Below are 16729 nucleotides of genomic sequence, written 5' to 3' on the forward strand. Positions count from 1 at the left end.
AAGGCATCTAAGCGTGAAGCCACCCTCAAGATGAGATATCCCATCGTAAGAGTAAGACCCCTTGCAGAGTACAAGGTTGATAGGGCTAAGCTGTAAGTGCCGCAAGGCATTTAGGTGATAGTTACTAATAGGTCGAGGGCTTATCCAAAAGGTTTTTGGTCCGGTTAGGTTTGATGTTTTATGAAATGTATTTATGGATAAAGCGGTATGCGATTTTCAAGGCACGATTCCCTAGTAGGTTTTACCTGCCGGGTTTGAGTTTTCCTCTATAGCTCAGTCGGTAGAGCACGCGGCTGTTAACCGCGGTGTCGTTGGTTCGAGTCCAACTGGGGGAGTTGTTGTTTATAACAACCAATGCCGGTATAGCTCAGTTGGTAGAGCAACTGATTTGTAATCAGTAGGTCTTCGGTTCGAGTCCGAATCCCGGCTTAAGCCTGAGCTTAATCTGAAGCTTAGGCGTTTTTTTAAATCATACGGAATATAAAATCGTTTATGACATATACGGATTGTTATGGAACCTTAGCTCAGTTGGTTAGAGCAGTCGGCTCATAACCGATCGGTCCCGGGTTCGAGTCCCAGAGGTTCCATTACTATATATGCCGGTATAGCTCAGTTGGTAGAGCAACTGATTTGTAATCAGTAGGTCTTCGGTTCGAGTCCGAATCCCGGCTTAATAAAGGGGGTTGTCGCATGTGCACTTCACAGTGCCGTCGACAGCCCATTTTTATTCTTTACTTCTCAACTTATATCATATGTACATTTGGGTGCGTTCACAAGCTGCAGGCTTTTCACTTCATTTCTATTACTGCATTCATTTCTATTACTGCACATACACTGATTTAATAAGCTCTTTAAATGAAAACGCTCTCTCTATGAATCTGTGAATTATCTGTGTATTTCTCGATTTGTTAGCCAGCTTGCTTGCAGAGTGCTAATTCTCGTGTTATACTACCTATCGTTGATTCTAAGACAGTAGACTTTTTACTATGTAAATTTCTTACGTATCTTTCAGTATATTTCAACTTTTAAATAACAAGCTGTCTATGCATTATATAGACACAGAAAACTACGTAGGATCTGATAAAGGAGCAATGATTATGGCAAAACAAGGTAGTTTATCGATTAACAGCGAGAACATTTTCCCGATCATCAAAAAATGGATGTATTCAGACCAGGATATTTTTATCCGTGAGCAGATTTCCAATGCCTGCGATGCAGTTACAAAGCTTGAAAAGCTGGCTCTCATCGGAGAGTGGGAGAAGCCGCAGGATTATAAGGGCAGAGTGGATGTCATTGTTGATTCCGATAACAAAACCATTACCTTTAAGGATAACGGCATCGGCATGACAGCCGATGAGGTTGATAAATATATCAATCAGATTGCATTTTCCGGTGCAACAGACTTCATCCAGAAGTATAAGGACAAGGCTAATGACGATCAAATCATCGGGCATTTTGGTCTTGGATTTTATTCCGCATTTATGGTCTCTGACCTTGTTGAAATCGATACATTATCTTACCAGAAGGATGCAAAACCAGTTCACTGGGAGTGTAATGGAGGCACGGATTATACTCTGACAGAGGGAAGCAAAAAGGATCATGGTACCGTCATTACGCTGCACCTTAATGATGACTGCCTGAAATATGACAACGAATGGGAAGTACGTGAGATCATTGATAAGTACGCATCCTTCATGCCTGTCGAGATCTATCTTACCAAGCTTCCAAAGGATACAGAAACCATCGATGCCAGTGATAAGCTGGATACAGATGTTGTCCTGGAGGAAATTCCGGAAAAGACAGAAACAGATAAGGATGGTAAGGAGACCAAAATCCCTGCCAAGGTTAAAATTGAGAAGCGTCCGGAACTTGTAAACGACATTCATCCACTCTGGACAAAAAGTCCAAGTGAGTGCAAGAAGGAAGATTATATCAACTTCTATCACAAGGTATTCCATGACTATAAGGAACCGCTGTTCTGGATCCATCTCAACATGGACTATCCATACAATCTAAAGGGTATCTTATACTTCCCTAAAATCAATATGGAGTATGAGTCCATTGAGGGCACCATTAAGCTGTACAACAATCAGGTCTTTGTTGCAGATAACATTAAGGAAGTCATCCCGGAGTACCTTATGCTTCTTAAGGGTGTGATTGACTGTCCGGATCTTCCGCTCAATGTATCCAGATCACAGCTTCAGAATGATGGATTTGTTAAGAAGATTTCAGACTATATCACCAAAAAGGTGGCAGATAAGCTTTCCGGTATGTGCAAGACGGATCGGGAAACCTATGAGAAATACTGGGATGATATCGCACCATTCATCAAGTATGGCTGCTTAAAGGACGATAAGTTCTGCCAGAAGATGACTGATTACATTCTGTTTAAAGACATTAACGGCAAGTATCTTGCATTACCGGAATGCCTTGAGGTAAACAAGGTTGATCCAGATAGTAAAAAGGATGACACTGATAGCAATAAAGAAGCATCCGCTCAGAAAGAAGAGAAAAACAAGATTATCTATTACGTAACCGACCAGGTACAGCAGAGCCAGTATATTGCGATGTTCCGTGAGGCTGGAAAGGATGCCGTTATTTTACCGGAGCGTATCGATCAGCCGTTCATCTCCGAGCTGGAAGCTAAAAATCAGGGGGTTCATTTCCGGAGAATTGATGCGGATCTTACCGATGAGTTTAAGGCGGAAACCAGCGAAGATGAGGAAAAGACTCTTGCAGAAAAGTCCAAGGCGCTGGAATCGGAAATCCGTACCGCAACCGGTAAGGATAAGCTCAACGTGAAGCTGCAGAAGATGACCAGTCAGAATACGGCGGCGATGCTCTCTGTTTCCGAGGAATCCCGTCGTATGAATGATATGATGAAGATGTATGCCGCACAGGGTATGCAGCTTGGCGAGATGCCGGTTGATGAGACACTGATTCTCAATACCGAGCATCCTCTGGTAAAGTATCTTATGGAGCATGAGGATAAAGCGGATGATACAAGCAAAATGATTTGCGAGCAGGTATATGATCTTGCAAGACTTCAGCAGTCACCACTTAAGGCGGATGAAATGACAAAGTTTATCCAGCGGAGCAATGAGATCCTTCTCAAACTCACAAAATAAGCTGGTTTTAGACTGGAATTTACATCTTTTTTACGGGCTTGACGGAAAGTACGGTATCCAATATAATTCTTGTGATGTCTGATGTCTTGCACGAGAGGATGGAGAATGAAGATGGAAATGAATTTCGCAGTATACGAAAGTCATTGGAACTCATTTTCTGCCCGTCTGAGATTTTACGGCATTACGGCAGTGCACCTTATTACAGGATTCGGAAATTATCGTGAAAATTCTGTCATTGTCGCATATCACAAGGTTTAAAAAGTAAGAGGGAACAGCTATGCGCTGTTTCCTCTTTTTTTCGCGGTTAAATACTCCGCGGCACATGAGAAAGGAGTCAAATGAAAAAGGTAGCAGTCATTATGGGATCAGATTCGGATCTCCCGGTGGTTGAAAAGGCAATCTCGGTACTGAAGGATTACGGGGTACCACACGAGGTGCATGTTTTCTCTGCTCACAGGACACCAGAGGAAGCTTCCGCATTTGCAAAATCCGCTCGCAGCAATGGCTTTGGCGTCATCATCGCCGCAGCGGGCATGGCAGCACATCTGGCAGGAGCATTCGCTGCCAACACAACACTGCCGGTGATCGGGATACCTTGCTCCTCCCAGGTGCTGGAGGGTATGGATGCCCTGCTTTCCACTGTCATGATGCCGCCCGGAATACCGGTTGCTACCGTTGGAATCAATACTGCCAAAAATGCAGCATTGCTTGCCATTGAAATCCTGGCGGTAGAGGATGAAGGTCTTGCAGAGAAGCTTCTTAAGGACAGAGAGCAAAATCATGCCAAAATCCTTGAAAAAGATAAAGCGATTGAGGCACAGTTTAACCAGTAATCATTATCGGCTGCCTGGCAGCCAAAACAGGGGATTTGAATGAAAAAAATCAACGAAGAGTGCGGTGTTTTTGGTATCTACTCCAAAACGACAAAACCACTTGGTCTTTTGACCTACTATGGTTTGTTTGCGCTGCAGCACAGAGGTCAGGAATCTGCAGGAATTGTTGTAAATGATGAGGGCGTGTTCCGTTTTTACCGGGAGCTTGGACTTGTAAATGACGCGATGACGCCGGATCAGATCAGCCGTCTCGGAAGCGGTCAGATTTCCGTCGGTCATGTACGGTACTCAACGAGTGGCATCACCAATCGGATCAACGCCCAGCCGATCGTCGTGAATCATGTAAAAGGTCATATGGCATTATGCCACAACGGAAATCTGGTGAACTCCTACGAACTTCGACACAAGCTGGAGCTGGATGGATGCATTTTCCAGTCCACAACAGATACAGAAGCGATTTCCTATGTCATCACCAGAGAGCGTCTGCATTGCGGCTCCATTGAGGGCGCTGTAAACCATGCAATGGATCAGCTGCACGGAGCGTATTCTCTTGTCATTATGTCTCCAAGCAAGCTGATTGCCTGCCGTGACGAGCATGGCTTCCGTCCACTCTGCTACGGCACAATGGAGGACGGCTCGATCGTATTTGCATCCGAGAGCTGTGCACTGGATGCTGTCGGTGCGACATTGGTAAGAGAGCTTGAACCCGGCGAGATCATGGTGGTGGATGACAACGGCATTCGCAGTATTACGGATCACTGCAATAAGGTGACTCCGTCTACGTGTATTTTTGAGTACATCTATTTTGCACGACCGGATTCTATTATTGATGGTGCCTCAGTCCATGAGGCAAGACTACGCGCAGGTTCGTTCCTTGCACTGGAGCATCCTGTGAATGCAGATGTCGTGATTGGTGTCCCGGACTCGGGACTGGATGCTGCCATTGGGTATGCGCGGCAGTCCGGCATCCCTTACGGCATCGGACTCATCAAAAACAAATATATCGGCAGAACCTTTATCGCGCCGGGGCAGGAGCAGCGTGAGAAGCTAGTCCGCATCAAGCTTAATGCGATCCGTTCGGAAATCGAGGGGAAGCGGGTGATCCTGGTGGATGATTCTATTGTCCGCGGCACCACAAGCGCCCGTATCGTGAAGCTTGTCCGGGAAGCGGGCGCCAAAGAAGTGCATATGCGGATTTCCGCGCCGCCATTTTTAAATCCCTGCTATTATGGCACGGATATCGATTCCCGCGAAAATCTGATTGCCTGCCATCATTCAATCGAAGAAATTGCCAAAATTATCGGTGCAGATACGCTCGGATATCTGTCCGTAGAGGATGCGCTCAAAATCCCAGCCGGAAGCAAGCACCCACATTTCTGTGCAGCGTGCTTTAACGGTCAGTATCCTACGGAAATTCCAAGTGTGACGGAAAAGAATCGTTTTGAGGAAAAAATCCCCAAGGAGTGGAGAAATCGTCACAAGGCAGAAAATGACACGGATACGGATGATGCAGCAGTAAATAAAGAGCAGAATACAAGTGCGGCAGCCTGCAGTGCTGTCAAGCCGGAAGAAAAGGAAGAGGGATAAAGCATGAATACCAAGAGCTACAGTGAAGCATATAAGGATGCGGGTGTAGATATCACTGCCGGATACAAGTCGGTGGAACTGATGAAGCAGTATGTTGCGCGTACCATGACCAAGGGTGTTGCCTCCGGTCTCGGTGGCTTTGGCGGTTTGTTTGAGCTTCCGGAGGGCTATAAGCATCCGATCCTCGTTTCCGGAACCGATGGTGTCGGCACCAAGCTGAAAATTGCCTTTTTACTGGAGAAATATGATACCGTCGGCATTGACTGCGTTGCCATGTGTGTAAATGATGTCATCTGCTGTGGCGCAAAGCCGCTGTTTTTCCTGGATTACATTGCCTGCGGCAAAAACGTGCCCGAAAAAATTGCGGATATCGTAAAGGGCGTTGCGGAAGGCTGCGTACAGGGAGACTCTGCACTGATCGGCGGTGAGACTGCCGAGATGCCCGGATTTTACCCGGAGGATGAATATGACCTTGCCGGCTTCTCCGTAGGCGTCGTAGATAAGGATAAAATCATCGACAACAATACCATCACAGAGGGTGATGCCGTGATCGCACTGCCGTCCAGCGGTGTACACTCCAATGGTTTCTCACTCGTAAGACGGGTTTTTGATATCGATCACATGACAAAGGAAGAAGCCCTTAAGCCGGTGGCAGAGCTCGGTGGTGCTTCCCTTGGCGAGACACTGCTGACGCCGACCGTTATCTATGTAAAGCCGGTTCTCAAGCTCCTTGAGAATGTAACCGTCAAGGGTATCAGCCACATTACCGGCGGCGGTTTCTATGAAAATATCCCGAGATCCATCCCGGATGGCTTCGGCGCACGGATCCGGATGGAGGATGTCCGTGTTCTCCCGATCTTCAAGCTGATTCAGAAGACCGGCAATATCAGCACACATGATATGTTTAACACCTACAACATGGGTGTCGGCATGAGTGTGGTTGTAAGCAAGGATGAGGAAGCAAAGGCTCTCGAGGTTCTCCATGCATGTGGAGTTGAGGCATATCATCTTGGTGAGATTATTCGTTCAAAGGATAAGGTTGTACTGGAATAAGAGGAGGAAGCTTTATGGCATATGACATTCACAATCTGGGGACACTGCTTAAAAACAACAGCTACCCGGGGAGAGGCATTGTAGTCGGAAAATCCGCCGATGGTAATTCCATTGCGATTGCGTACTTCATTATGGGCAGATCCCAGAATTCCAGAAACCGTGTGTTTACCGAAGATGGCGATACCGTTACAATTTATCCGGCGGATTCCTCCAAGGTCGAGGATCCGAGCCTCATCATCTATTCGCCGATCCGGAAGCTTGGAGACAATCTGATTGTTACCAACGGTGACCAGACCGACACGATCTATGATTTCCTTAAGGAGGGCAATACCTTTGAGGAAGCACTCGAGACGCGGGAATTTGAGCCGGATGGTCCGAACTGGACACCGAGAATCTCTGCACTGGTGCTGCTGGATGACAGCGACAGCTATAAGATGAGCATCCTGAAATCCGAGGATGCGGACGGTACCGACTGCGCAAGATATACCTTTAGCTATAAGCTTGAGAATGGTCTCGGCCATTTCATTCACACATATCAAAATGACGGTAATCCGATCCCGACCTTTGCGGGAGAGCCGGAGAGAGTCTCTATCCCCAATACGGCAAAGGAGCTTGCGGATCTCATCTGGGAGAACCTCAATACAGATAACAAGATTTCTCTTTATGTGAGATATATCCGTCTTACCGACATGAGTTGTCAAAATGTCCTGATCAATAAATATGACAAGGTAAACTGAAGGAGCGGAACGAGATGAAAGAATTTGAATTAAAATATGGCATGAATCCCAATCAGAAGCCGGCGAGAGTTTATATGCAGGATGGCTCGGAGCTGCCGTTTCAGATCCTCAATGGAAGACCCGGCTATATTAATTTTCTGGATGCCCTGAACAGCTGGCAGCTGGTCTCCGATCTTAAGGAGGCGACCGGCGAGGTTGCGGCAGCATCCTTTAAGCATGTTTCTCCGTCCGGCGCGTCCATCGGCAGGAAGCTTCCGGAAAAGCTGAAAAAGGCCTGCTTCGTGGATGACATCGAGGGACTTGACGATTCTCCGCTTGCCTGTGCCTATGCAAGAGCCAGAGGCGTGGACCGTATGTCCTCGTATGGAGATTTTATTGCTTTATCCGATGAATGCGACCTGACCACGGCTAAAATCATTCATAGAGAGGTATCAGACGGCGTCATCGCTCCATCCTATGCACCCGACGCACTTGCGCTGCTTAAGACAAAGAAAAAGGGAAATTACAATATTATCCAGATCGATCCTGCATATAAGCCTGCACCCAAGGAGCATAAGCAGGTCTTTGGCGTGACATTTGAGCAGGGCAGGAACGAGTATAAGGTGACGGATGAAGCCTTTGCCAATATTGTCACCAAAAATAAGGAGCTTACCGCAGAAGCAAGGCTCAATCTGACGGTTGCACTCATCACACTGAAATACACGCAGTCCAACTCGGTAGCATATGCGGAGGATGGTCAGGCAATCGGTGTAGGTGCCGGACAGCAGTCCCGGATTCACTGTACGAGACTCGCAGGTGACAAGGCCGATCACTGGCATCTCCGTCAGTCGGACCGTGTACTGAACCTGCCGTTTAAGGAGGGTCTCCGCCGTGCAGACCGTGACAATGTGATCGATGTTTATCTCTCCGAGGAGTGTGACGATGTGTTAAAGGACGGCGCATGGCAGCAGTACTTTACCGAGCGTCCGGAGCCTTTTACGAGAGCGGAGCAGAAGGAATTCCTGAGCCATATCACCGGCACTGCGCTTGGCTCGGATGCGTTCTTCCCGTTTGGTGACAACATTGAGCGTGCAAGAAAGTCCGGCGTTTCGTATGTGGCTGAGCCGGGCGGATCCATCCGGGATGACAATGTCATCGAGACCGCGGACAAGTACAATATGGTCGTATGCTTCACCGGCATGCGTCTGTTCCATCACTGATAAAAGCAGTTCCGGAGAATACAGCTCCGGAGAAGGGCAGCAGAATGAAAGATAAAACCAGAATCGCCGTGCTGGTAAGCGGCGGCGGTACCAATCTCCAGGCGCTGATTGACTCTGAGAAGCGCGGCGAGATTCCGGATGGAGAAATTGTTCTGGTCGTAGGTTCCCGGGAGGGAATCTACGCTCTGGAACGCGCGGAAAAGGCCGGCATCGAGCATACCGTTGTGCATAAGGATGAGGAGAAGCTGATCAAAGTGCTGGAGGAGCATCATATTGAGCTCATTATCCTCGCGGGATATCTTACAATCCTCTCCGCGGACTTCACAAAGAGATATGCCAACCGGATCATCAATATCCATCCGTCGCTGATCCCGAGCTTCTGTGGCAAAGGCATGTACGGCTTAAAGGTGCATGAAGCAGCCTTAAGCTATGGCGTCAAGGTTTCGGGTGCAACCGTTCATCTTGTAAATGAAATCCCGGATGGCGGCAGGATCCTCCTGCAGAAAGCCGTAGAGGTTCAGGACGGAGATACACCGGAGATCCTGCAGCGGAGGATTATGGAGCAGGCAGAGTGGAAGCTTTTGCCTAAGGCTGCAGAGATGATCAGTAAGGAAATCAGGGAGGCAGAAGGATGAAAATAGGAGTAGTCGGCGGCGGTGGTCGTGAGCACGCGATCATCAAGGCTCTCAAAAAAAACAAAGAGATCGAGGTCATCTACGCGATCCCCGGTAACGGTGGAATTGCGCGGGATGCAGTATGCGTACCGGAGATCAAGGCAACGGATGTGCCGGCTGTCGTAAAGTTCTGTAAGGATCAGAAGCTTGACTATGTGGTAGTCGCACCGGATGACCCACTGGTGCTCGGGACTGTAGACGCGCTGGAAAACGTCGGGATTCCCGCATTCGGACCCAAAGCAAACGCGGCGATCATCGAGGGCTCCAAGGTCTTTTCCAAGAACCTCATGAAAAAATATGGAATCCCGACAGCAAAATATGAAGTATTTCATGACATCCAGGCTGCAGAGGACTATGTCAGGACCTGTCCGATCCCGACCGTCATCAAGGCGGACGGTCTGGCGCTCGGTAAGGGTGTTATCATCGCTATGACCCGGGAGGAGGCAGTCGCGGGCATCAAGACCATCATGGAAGAAAAGAAGTTCGGACACTCCGGCGACCAGATCGTCATTGAGGAGTACCTGGAGGGACCGGAGGTTTCCGTCTTAAGCTTTACCGATGGCAAAACCGTGGTTCCGATGATTTCCTCCATGGATCATAAGCGGATCAACGATAACGACGAGGGACCTAATACCGGTGGTATGGGCACCATTGCGCCAAATCCTTACTATACCAAGGAGATTGCGGCGGAATGTATGGAAAAAATCTTTAAGCCTACCATTGCTGCAATGAATCAGGAGGGCAGAACCTTCCGCGGATGTCTCTATTTCGGACTGATGATCACCAAGGATGGTCCCAAGGTCATCGAATACAACTGCCGCTTCGGCGATCCGGAGGCACAGGTGGTACTGCCGCTTCTGGACAGCGACCTGCTCACCATTATGCAGGCAACCACCAACGGCACACTTCGCGAGGATATGGTGAAGTGGAAGGATGCCGCAGCCTGCTGTGTCATTGAAGCCTCGGGCGGATATCCTGTGAGCTACAAGTCAGGCTATGAAATCAAGGGCATTGACCAGGCGGAGCATGTCTATGTTGCCGGCGCGGAGCTCAAGGACGGCAAGCTGTATACTCACGGCGGGCGTGTCCTCGGCGTTGTGGAAACTGCACCTACGCTGAAGGAAGCCATTGATAAAGCCTATGAGAGTGCCGCCAAGGTTTCGTTTGCGCACATGCATATGCGCCATGACATCGGACAGCGGGCATTAAAGGCATTAGCACAGTAAAAGGAGGCATACATGGTTTATCGCGTTTATGTAGAAAAAAAGGAAGGTCTACGTCATGAGGCGTCAGGGCTTCGTCATGATATCCGGAATATCCTGCTCATCAAAAATCTTACGGATGTACGCCTCCTCAATCGTTATGATGTTGAGGGCTGCACGGAAGAGGTATTTCAGGAGGCTGTTTCCAAGGTTCTGTCCGAGCCGCCTCTTGACAATGTAAGCTATACCCTTCCGGAGGATGCATCTGCCAGGATTTTTGCCGTCGAATATCTCCCGGGCCAGTATGACCAGAGAGCCGATAGTGCTGCACAGTGTATTCAGATCCTTGCCCAGGTGGACCGCCCGGCGGTCCGCTCTGCCAAGGTTTATCTGCTTTATGGAGATCTCACGGAGGAGGAAGTACAGCAGATTAAAAAGTATGTCATTAACCCTGTGGAGGCTAGAGAGGCTTCTCTTAAAACCTATGACACACTTAAGGTACAGTACAATATCCCGACGACCGTAGAGAACCTTGACGGCTTTATTACAGAGTCGGATGAAAAGCTTCAGAATTTCCTCGCAGAGAAGGGTCTCGCCATGGATCTTGATGATTTAAGATTCTGCAGAGACTATTTCCGTGATGAGGAGCACCGTGATCCGACCATCACGGAAATCCGTATGATCGATACCTACTGGTCCGATCACTGCCGGCATACGACATTTCTCACTACCATTGATCATGTGAAGTTTGCGGACGAAACCCTGCAGCATGCCTGGGATCGTTATCTTGCTGCGCGTAAGGAGCTGAACCGCACAAAGCCAATCAATCTCATGGATCTCGGCACCATCGCGGCAAAGGTGCTGAAAAAAGAAGGGAAGCTGCAGAAGCTGGACGAGTCCGAAGAAATCAATGCCTGCACTGTGAAAATCCAAGTCAATGTAGACGGAGAGGATCAGGACTGGCTCCTGCTCTTTAAAAACGAAACACACAATCATCCGACCGAAATCGAGCCGTTTGGTGGCGCCGCTACCTGTATCGGAGGTGCCATCCGTGATCCGCTGTCCGGTCGTTCTTATGTATATCATGCCATGCGTGTCACCGGCGCTGCCGATCCGACCGTGCCAGTACAGGATACCATGCCAGGGAAGCTGCCACAGCGGAAGCTGGTGACAACTGCCGCAGACGGCTACTCAAGCTATGGCAACCAGATCGGACTTGCGACCGGACTCGTAGATGAGATCTATCACCCGGGCTATGCCGCAAAGCGAATGGAAATCGGCGCGGTGGTTGCCGCAGCTCCGCAGGCAAATGTACGCCGCGAGGTTCCGGCACCTGGAGATGTTGTGATCCTCCTGGGCGGACGTACCGGACGGGACGGCATCGGCGGTGCCACCGGTTCCTCCAAGGCACATAATGTAGAGTCTCTGGAAAAGGATGGAGCTGAGGTGCAGAAGGGTAATGCGCCGGAGGAACGGAAGCTGCAGAGACTGTTCCGTAATCCTGCCGCTTCAAGGCTGATAAAGAGATGTAATGATTTCGGTGCCGGCGGAGTTTCTGTTGCCATTGGCGAGCTTGCCGATGGTCTGGATATCGACCTTAACAAGGTACCGAAAAAGTATGAGGGTCTCGACGGCACAGAGCTTGCCATTTCCGAGTCTCAGGAGCGTATGGCGGTAGTGGTTGCGCCTGAGGATGAAAAGACCTTTATGGAGCTTGCCGCTGCGGAAAATCTGGAGGCGACACATGTTGCGGATGTAACAGACACCAACCGCCTTGTCGCAAGATGGAATGGTAAAAAGATCATCGATCTCTCGAGGACATTTTTAAATTCCAACGGTGCTGAGAAACACATTGACATCGTGACAAGTGCCGGCGGAAGCATTCGCCGGGAGGTACGCGGCAGCTTCTCCGAGAACTACGAGAAGCTGGCATCGGATCTGAATGTCTGCTCCAAGCGTGGTCTCTCCGAGCGCTTTGACTCCACCATCGGCGCCGGTACCGTGCTGATGCCGTTTGGCGGAAAGTATCAGCGGACACCGATTCAGGCGATGGCAGGAAAGATTTCCGTGGAAAAGGGACATACGGACCTAAGCTCTGTGATGGCATATGGATATAATCCGTTTATCACCGAGCGGAACTGCTATAAGGGTGCTTACCTTGCGGTAGTGGAGTCCGCTGCCAAGCTGATTGCCACAGGCGCGGGCTTTGAGGATACCTATCTTACGTTCCAGGAGTACTTTGGTAAGCCCGGAAGAGTTCCGGAGCGCTGGGGTCAGCCGCTCGAAGCGCTGCTGGGTGCGCTGAATGCACAGCTGGATCTGGGAATCGCCGCAATCGGAGGCAAGGACTCCATGTCCGGAAGCTTTGAAAAGCTGGATGTGCCTCCAACGCTTGTATCCTTTGCGATTACCACAGAGGATGCCGGAAATATTGTTTCTCCGGAGTACAAGGCAGCAGGGCACCGGGTGCTCTGGCTGAAGCCTGCCTATGTAGATGAGCTCCCGACCAAGGAGTCCCTCCTTGCGCTCTTTACATATGTGCATAAGCTTGTGACCGAGGGTAAGGCTGCATCCGTTTATACTCCTACCTATGGCGGTGCTGCAGAGGCTGTCCTCAAGCAGTGTATGGGTAACGGCTTTGGATTTAGCTTTGCAGGAAGTGTTTCCGTAGAGGATCTTTTTGGCTACCAGTACGGAAGCTTCCTTGTGGAGCTTACGGATGCGGCAACGGTGGATGAGATTTATCATGCGGAGGAGCTTACAGGCAAGGGTGTGATCATCGCGGATCTCGGTACAACAACAGATGACGCAGAGCTTCGCTATAATGATGAAGTTTTGAAGCTTTGCGATCTCGAGGAAGCCTACGAGGATCGTCTGGAAAAAGTATTCACCTGCAATATGAACCTCGATAAGGATCATGCAGAAGAGGATGCTGCGAAGGATCTTACGATTCCGGATTACACAGAGTCAACCTGGTTTGCACCTAAGGTCGGAATCGAGAAGCCTAAGGTACTGATTCCGGTGTTCCCGGGCAACAACTGCGAATACGATTCTGCCAAGGCGATGCGCGATGCAGGTCTGGATCCGGAAATCGTCGTGATCCGGAATCTTACGAAAAAGGATATAGAGGATTCGGTTCGCTATGTTGCGGGCAGGATCGACCAGTCACAGCTGATCTTTATCCCGGGCGGCTTCTCCGGCGGAGATGAACCGGACGGCTCAGCAAAGTTCATCACATCCTTCTTCCGTAATGCAGCGGTAAAGGATGCCACGATGCGGCTTTTGAATGAGCGCGATGGTCTGATGCTCGGAATCTGCAATGGTTTCCAGGCGCTGATCAAGCTCGGACTGGTACCTTACGGTGAAATCATTGATACGGATGAGCATTGCCCGACACTCACCTACAATACGATCTCAAGACATCAGTCCAAGATCGTCAATATCCGTGTGGCATCCAACCTGTCTCCGTGGCTCGAGGATACGGATCCGGGTGAGGTCTTCCAGGTGCCGATCTCGCATGGTGAAGGTCGTTTCCTCTGTGAGGAACAGCTTTTCCGTAAGCTTGTCGAGAATGGTCAGATCGCAACACAGTACGTGGATCAGGACGGATGTCCGACCATGGACATTCAGTATAATCCTAATGGATCCTACTATGCGGTAGAGGGTATTACTTCTCCGGATGGTCGTGTCTTTGGTAAGATGGGACATGCAGAGCGCTGGGGACATGAGCTTTATAAAAATGTACCCGGAAATTATGACATGGGACTGTTTAAGGCTGCGAAGGAATACTTCATGTAATAAACGGGGCTATAGCATAACGTATGTGAATTTCTCTTATAAAAATCTTGCAGTTGACATAAGAGAGCTCCGAAGGTAAGATACGGGACATAAGGCAAGGGCGTCTGGAAATTCCAATTCCAGACGCTCTTTTGCTTTACTTACAGCTAAGTGTAAAAGTGTAAAAAGACCTCCTAGGCAAAGGCGCCGGTTCATGCTGAGAACCGGCGCCTTTTGTGCTTGCCCTTTTATGTTTGTCAGATTTGCTGGTTGTACTCAAGCCGGCACTAGCATCCGGAGGTGGAAGAGAGTACATCCTGCTATGGATGGTTTAACCTGATCTGGATAGTATATCCTGACCTGCACACAGCTGAGATTCTTACTTAGGGGGAGAAGAGTATGGAAATCAACGTATCAACGGTCACGTGGGTCCTGATCGCGACAGCGCTCATCTATTTTATGCAGGCCGGGTTTGCACTTTGTGAAGCAGGTCTCACCAGAGCCAAAAATACAGGCAATATCCTCATGAAAAACATGATGGACTTCTGTATCGGCACGCCCTGCTACTGGCTTGTAGGCTTTGGTCTCATGTTCGGAGGTCTCGGACCTCTGGTCGGCGGTTTTGATCCTTTTATCCAGGGAAGTTATACAGCAGCCAATTCCGTCGTACCGCAGACAATGCCACTCTGGTGCTATGTAATCTTTGAGACCGTCTTCTGCGCAACTGCAGCGACCATCGTTTCCGGTTCCATGGCAGAGCGGACCAACTTCAAAGCGTACTGTGTATACTCCGCTGCAATTTCGCTGATTATTTACCCGATCGAAGGTCACTGGGTATGGGGCGGTGGCTGGCTGTCAGGGCTCGGATTCCACGATTTTGCCGGCTCTGCCTGCGTTCACATGACCGGTGGACTGATCGCCTGCCTCGGTGCCTGGATGCTTGGTCCACGAATCGGCAAGTATGATAAGGATGGAAATGCCAAAGCCATCCCGGGGCATAACATGACGGCATGTGCACTTGGTGTATTTATCCTCTGGTTCTGCTGGTTTGGTTTTAACGGCGGCTCCACTGCGGCAATGGCCACTGCGGATGATGCTGTGAATGCTTCCAACGCGTTTATGACCACAAACCTTGCTGCAGCCGTTGCCACCACGACAACCATGATTTTTACCTGGTTCCGCTATGGAAAACCGGATGTCTCCATGACCTTTAACGGAGCACTTGCAGGTCTTGTTGCAATTACTGCTCCCTGTGATGTTGTCACTCCTGCCGGTGCCTTTTTCATCGGTCTTGTTGCAGGCTTCCTGGTTGTATTGAGCGTAGAGTTTTTTGATAACAAGGCTAAAATCGATGATCCGGTCGGCGCGGTTTCGGTACATATGGCAAACGGTATCTGGGGCACACTCGCCGTCGGACTTTTCTCCACCGGAAATAACGGTGTCGGCAAGGGGCTCTTTTACGGAGGAGGTCTCCATCAGCTGGGCATCCAGGCGACAGGTATTGTTGCAATCGCAGCCTATGTGCTGATCACCATGTTTATTATCTTTAAGCTGATCGATAAAACCATTGGTCTCCGTGTCCCTGCACAGATTGAAATTGATGGTCTGGATATCCATGAGCACGGTCTTACCTCTGCATACTCCGGATTTGCCATTACGGATGTAACAGATATGACGGTGGAGGCCAATGAAAACACGGATCTCGGGGAGGGTTCCTATGAAGCTGCTTCCGAAGCGCAGAAAAATGCTGCGGTACATGTTGTGCGGGAGCCGTCCGTTTCCGAAACCGTGGGCATGGAATATGATACCGGCATTCACAAGGTATCCATTATCTGCAGACTTTCCAAGTTCGATGCTCTTAAAAAGGCAATGAATGATCTTGGTGTAACCGGCATGACCGTGACACAGGTCATGGGCTCCGGCATTCAGAGAGGATCCTCGGAGATGTATCGTGGTGTCCCGGTAGATTCCACACTGCTGCCGAAGGTTAAGGTTGAAGTGGTAGTTGCCAAGATTTCCGTGGACCATGTCGTGGAAACTGCCAAGAAGGCACTGTACACCGGGCATATCGGCGATGGCAAGATCTTTGTATTTAATGTCACCCGTGCCGTTAAGGTCCGGACCGGCGAGGAGGGATACGACGCCATCCAGGATGTGGAATAGTCGGAATGTGCAGCTGCTATAAAAACTGACAAGAAGTAGTTTTTGTGGTTATGAAAAAAACAGCCATGGAACATAACTAAAAACCAGAACTAAGAACTAACGAAAACATTTGGTAGAACCTACCACGGTGATCTGCGGTTTGGGCACCGCTTTCACATAAAAAGACATAGTAGTACTTCATCGAGAGAGGATCTCTGCAAACGCGGGGGTCCTTTTTCCTTCGTTTTTTTTTGGATGTCACACTGTGGTCATCGTAGGCGTTGTTTAGATGTTGTATTAAATTAAATAATTTTAAATATTTGGCGATGAACATTGCTTTTTCCACAAAAACATATATAATCATGTATAAGACATAACATAGTTTTAAAAACTATAT

General features: G+C 49.1%; 10 protein-coding genes, 4 tRNA genes and 1 rRNA gene. All 15 read left to right on the forward strand.

What is annotated here, in order from left to right; all coding sequences use genetic code 11:
- Window positions 1-148, forward strand: a 23S ribosomal RNA gene (locus tag ACTNEN_RS05695); the annotation flags it as partial.
- 114 nt (window positions 149-262) lie between these two features.
- A tRNA-Asn gene (locus tag ACTNEN_RS05700) sits at window positions 263-335 on the forward strand.
- Between the two features lie 21 nt (window positions 336-356).
- Window positions 357-429, forward strand: a tRNA-Thr gene (locus ACTNEN_RS05705).
- An 84-nt stretch (window positions 430-513) separates the two neighbouring features.
- A tRNA-Ile gene (locus ACTNEN_RS05710) sits at window positions 514-587 on the forward strand.
- Between the two features lie 11 nt (window positions 588-598).
- A tRNA-Thr gene (locus tag ACTNEN_RS05715) sits at window positions 599-671 on the forward strand.
- 426 nt (window positions 672-1097) lie between these two features.
- Window positions 1098-3128 (forward strand): molecular chaperone HtpG, encoded by a 2031-nt coding sequence (htpG, locus tag ACTNEN_RS05720; protein WP_441205088.1) that lies wholly within the window; start codon window positions 1098-1100, stop codon window positions 3126-3128.
- A gap of 338 nt (window positions 3129-3466) precedes the next feature.
- The gene (gene purE, locus ACTNEN_RS05725) at window positions 3467-3961 is read left to right on the forward strand and encodes a 5-(carboxyamino)imidazole ribonucleotide mutase (RefSeq protein WP_441205089.1); all 495 of its coding nucleotides are present in this window, start codon (window positions 3467-3469) and stop codon (window positions 3959-3961) included.
- A gap of 39 nt (window positions 3962-4000) precedes the next feature.
- Window positions 4001-5548 (forward strand): amidophosphoribosyltransferase, encoded by a 1548-nt coding sequence (purF, locus tag ACTNEN_RS05730; protein WP_441205090.1) that lies wholly within the window; start codon window positions 4001-4003, stop codon window positions 5546-5548.
- A gap of 3 nt (window positions 5549-5551) precedes the next feature.
- A complete protein-coding gene (gene purM, locus ACTNEN_RS05735) occupies window positions 5552-6601 on the forward strand; it encodes a phosphoribosylformylglycinamidine cyclo-ligase (RefSeq protein WP_441205091.1) in 1050 nt (349 codons plus the stop codon).
- 14 nt (window positions 6602-6615) lie between these two features.
- Window positions 6616-7338 (forward strand): IMP cyclohydrolase, encoded by a 723-nt coding sequence (locus ACTNEN_RS05740; protein ID WP_441205092.1) that lies wholly within the window; start codon window positions 6616-6618, stop codon window positions 7336-7338.
- A 14-nt stretch (window positions 7339-7352) separates the two neighbouring features.
- The gene (locus ACTNEN_RS05745; protein ID WP_441205093.1) at window positions 7353-8537 is read left to right on the forward strand and encodes a phosphoribosylaminoimidazolecarboxamide formyltransferase; all 1185 of its coding nucleotides are present in this window, start codon (window positions 7353-7355) and stop codon (window positions 8535-8537) included.
- Window positions 8538-8581: 44 nt separating this feature from the next.
- Complete coding sequence (gene purN / locus ACTNEN_RS05750) at window positions 8582-9172, forward strand: phosphoribosylglycinamide formyltransferase (RefSeq protein ID WP_441205094.1); 591 nt, start codon at window positions 8582-8584, stop codon at window positions 9170-9172.
- Entirely contained in the window at window positions 9169-10437 is a 1269-nt protein-coding gene (gene purD, locus ACTNEN_RS05755; protein ID WP_441205095.1) for a phosphoribosylamine--glycine ligase, read from the forward strand. Before purN ends, purD begins: the two co-directional genes overlap by 4 nt.
- A gap of 12 nt (window positions 10438-10449) precedes the next feature.
- Window positions 10450-14211 (forward strand): phosphoribosylformylglycinamidine synthase, encoded by a 3762-nt coding sequence (locus ACTNEN_RS05760; RefSeq protein ID WP_441205096.1) that lies wholly within the window; start codon window positions 10450-10452, stop codon window positions 14209-14211.
- 378 nt (window positions 14212-14589) lie between these two features.
- Window positions 14590-16353 (forward strand): ammonium transporter, encoded by a 1764-nt coding sequence (locus ACTNEN_RS05765; protein ID WP_441205097.1) that lies wholly within the window; start codon window positions 14590-14592, stop codon window positions 16351-16353.
- Window positions 16354-16729 lie beyond the last annotated feature (376 nt).

It is taken from the genome of Oribacterium sp. HCP28S3_H8 (assembly GCF_052064775.1).
Taxonomy (GTDB): domain Bacteria; phylum Bacillota; class Clostridia; order Lachnospirales; family Lachnospiraceae; genus Oribacterium.